This is a genomic window from Roseinatronobacter ekhonensis (assembly GCF_900499075.1).
GTDB classification, from domain to species: domain Bacteria; phylum Pseudomonadota; class Alphaproteobacteria; order Rhodobacterales; family Rhodobacteraceae; genus Roseinatronobacter; species Roseinatronobacter ekhonensis.
On record NZ_UIHC01000113.1, the window covers coordinates 1 to 3,373 of the forward strand.

Annotated in this window: 4 protein-coding genes; 2 read left to right on the top strand and 2 right to left on the bottom strand. The window is 55.4% G+C overall.

Annotated elements, in window-relative coordinates; all coding sequences use genetic code 11:
- Positions 1 to 70: 70 nt before the first annotated feature.
- A complete protein-coding gene (locus ROE7235_RS19045) occupies positions 71 to 244 on the bottom strand; it encodes a sll1863 family stress response protein (RefSeq protein ID WP_121097523.1) in 174 nt (57 codons plus the stop codon).
- 462 nt (positions 245 to 706) lie between these two features.
- On the opposite strand from ROE7235_RS19045, the gene ROE7235_RS19050 reads away from it, so the two are divergent.
- Positions 707 to 1,333, top strand: coding sequence for a peroxiredoxin (locus ROE7235_RS19050; protein WP_121097526.1), 627 nt, complete (start codon positions 707 to 709; stop codon positions 1,331 to 1,333).
- Between the two features lie 285 nt (positions 1,334 to 1,618).
- On the top strand, positions 1,619 to 1,918 hold the full coding sequence (locus ROE7235_RS20460) for a hypothetical protein (protein ID WP_220669600.1): 300 nt from the start codon (positions 1,619 to 1,621) through the stop codon (positions 1,916 to 1,918).
- A gap of 300 nt (positions 1,919 to 2,218) precedes the next feature.
- Here ROE7235_RS20460 and ROE7235_RS19060 read toward each other — a convergent pair whose 3' ends face one another.
- Complete coding sequence (locus tag ROE7235_RS19060; RefSeq protein WP_121097529.1) at positions 2,219 to 3,001, bottom strand: PRC-barrel domain-containing protein; 783 nt, start codon at positions 2,999 to 3,001, stop codon at positions 2,219 to 2,221.
- Positions 3,002 to 3,373: the final 372 nt, after the last annotated feature.

Here is a 3,373-nt window from a genome sequence, read left to right on the forward strand (position 1 = left end):
CTGCACGGACATATGACGAATTATGGAAGGCGGTCGGTCATGTTTGTAACCTGTTCACCCCTGACGAATGCTACAACTTCTTCAAGGCCGCTGGATATGAAACTGATTGAACCAGACGCGCTCTAAATTCGATCTTTGCATCGGCGTCAGACTCGGCGACTTTCGCCTTAAACTTGTCGATGTCGGCGTTCCACTGATCCAGCTTCGCCTTGGCCTTCTCAATGTATTGTTCTCTTTCGGTCATGGTGCGATCTCCTTCAGGGTTTGATAGCGCGAGACGATGTTTCGCGCAGGGCTAAGTGTTTATGTTCTTTGAGAGGTAACGCGCGTTGTTTGCAAACACGCAGTTACATTCACAGTTTTGTCGCAGCATCTGATCAATAGGCTGTTGCAAACGACCTAAAGCAGGCCTTCCAACGGGCTGCCTCTTACGACCTGACTGAACAAATTGCTTAAGAAAAATTTAGCTGCCGTGCAATTGCTCGCACTGATGCAGATCAGTGAGCCGTTACTGGCGACCGAATGGTTCTCAGCGCCTTGATCCGCGAGTGGATAGGTAAGTCGTAGACACTGCAGCAGGATCACCGGCCGTTGTCACGCCAAAAAGCGGATTGGACAGTGATCTGGATCAGCACATGCGCAGCAGTCTGAAGCTATACCCACGAGATAAGATCACTTCCGCAATTCCATACAAGGAACCATTTTCATGAGCCTTCATATCGGCGATATCGCCCCTGATTTTTCTGCAGACACTTCGACTGGAAAGATCAAGTTCCATGATTGGATCGGTAAAGACTGGGTGTTCTTCTTCAGTCATCCCGGTGATTTCACGCCTGTTTGCACCACGGAAATCGGGCGCACAGCGCAACTGGCCGACGAATTTGCCAAGCGCCACGTTAAACCCTTGGGTATTTCGACCGACGGCGTTGCGGAGCATCTAAAATGGATAGAGGATGTGAACGACACCCAAGACACGATCGTAAAATTTCCGATTGTCGGTGACCCTGACAGCACGGTGGCGCGGCTTTACGATATGATCCACGCGCATGAAAGCTCGACAGCTGCCGTGCGGTCAGTCTTTATCATCGACCCTGAACGGAAGATTCGCCTGACCATGACCTATCCGATGGATGTGGGGCGCAATTTTGATGAGATACTTCGGGTGATCGACGCGCTCCAAACGGGCGACAAAAAGCATATTGCCACCCCCGCAGACTGGACGCCGGGGGACAAAGTCATCATCCCGCCATCGATAAAGACACCCGAGGCGGAAAAGCTGTTTCCGCAAGGTTGGACTGAAGTGCGCCCCTATCTGCGCACCACAACTCTCTGACCTTGCCAGAACCCCACGACACACGAACGCCGCGGCCATCAGGTCCGGCGATCCCGTTCATGAAAGAATTTCAGATGAAACCTACAAGCCATGCCATCGCCGTCTTCCCCGACCAAGCCGCCGCCGAGCGGGCGGTCAGGAAACTGGGTGGTGAAGGGTTCATAATGACTGATCTCAGCATCATTGGCAAAGGCTATCACTCTGACGAAAAGGTTCTCAGTTTTTACAACGTCGGGGACCGAGTCAAATTCTGGGGCGCCCTTTGGGGCTGGTTTTGGGGGGGGCATGGTCCTCACCGTTCCGGTGATGGGTCAGGTTGTCGTGCTGGGTTATCTTGCCACGGCGGCAATTTCCATGCTCGAGGGCGCCGCGGTTCTAGGCGGCCTCAGCGCCTTGTGGGCGGCTCTCTATGGCCTAGGCATCCCAAAGGACAGTGTGATCTCATACGAATCTGCGCTTGAAGCCGACAGCTTTCTGGTAATGGCGCGCGGGGGCGAGGCGGATACGGCGCGGGCCCGCACAATTCTAGACGCTGAGGCCCCAGTGCAAATCGATTTGCATGAATCTGCCGACGGATCACAGTAATTCGAGACAGCCGTCAGCAACGCCATATGATCAGCTGCTCGACGCTCAACATATGTCAGCGTGGGGCCAAGCCCCAGCAGTTCAGAAATGATTTGTGCCTCGGCCGTTTTCGGAACCTGACATGAGCCGCGCAGCTGCACCGAAAAGCCAAACCGTTCCCTGAACCAGATCGTTCTGCGCCCGGGAGGAGATCACACGCAACCCAGCCGAAGTTGTCCATAATGATGAAGCCTCGCATTGGCAGGAGCTTACTCAGGAATGTCCATCGCTCTGCAGTTTGTTCCCAATAGGCCTTCTAGCTCATTTGGTTGTCAGTAGCCCTGTTGGGCGGACGGGGGCGTAGTACCCGTCCATCCGTTTCTCGTAGGCTCGATCAACGGGCTTTGACGGGTCGTATGGGGGCCCGCGTTTGACCGTCTCCCGGTCAATATCGAGATAAAGAAGCCGCTCCGTCCAACGGATATCTTGTGATGAACGGGGCGAAAGCAGCACCGTTTGACCAACCCACCAGTTGCTGGTGTCAACAACAAGGTAATGGATGCTCCAGTCCGTATCCTCGATCATGATATCCGACAAATGCCCGATGTCGCCATCAGTGGCCTGGATATGGTAGCCCGTCACCTCTTCGCCGCTGCGCAGATGCGGTTCGGCGTTCCGTTCAAGCCTGGCAATATCATCGGCGCGGCGTTGCACTTCGGGGTCTCGGCTCATCGGGGTTCCTCCACCATATAGACCGTAGCCACCAAGGTAATACCCCGAGCCCCAGTAGGGGCTAAAGCCGTAGTAGTCGTAGGTCGAGGTTTCGAACTGCCGCGAGACCGGCAGATGCGTGGAGAGTTCGGGGCTGGCTTCAACCTCGGCGCGGGTCAAGCGGACCGGAAAAGTTCGCTCCGAAGGCAGGACATGACCAAGGACAACAGGCGGTAACAGAACCTTCCGTCCCGACAACCATTTCCCAGTATCCACGACAAACCAGCGGATCATCCAGCTGTCGTCGTCGAACAAGAGGTCACTTACCGTGCCGATAGTGCCGTCCGTGGCGGCGATACTATGGCCCTTGATATCCGAAAGAGTGAGAAGCATGGAAAATCTCCTATGTTTTATGAACGCGGACAACTACGTCTGGCTTAGATGGTAGGACCGCTTGCAGCGTTGGCCGCCCGTATTTTCGGCGCACTCGCGTTAGGTAAAGCAAGCTATGATGATGACCTCATGCCGCTCAGCACGACTAGGCCAAACAGCGGCCAACAGATGACGATGGGGTCTGTATGTTGTCCTTCGGAGGGCTGGCGAGGTGCCCTCGGTGTCGGGAAGTCGCGCGCCGTCGCGAGATATGCGCAGAAGTTGGTGACGCCTGATCAGGCGGCGGCTTGAACGTGGCGGAGGCCGTCGCGGAACTCAACCCCTTGGATGATCTCGGGCAGGCGGTTCCGGCCATCGAGTTTGCGCCATTTC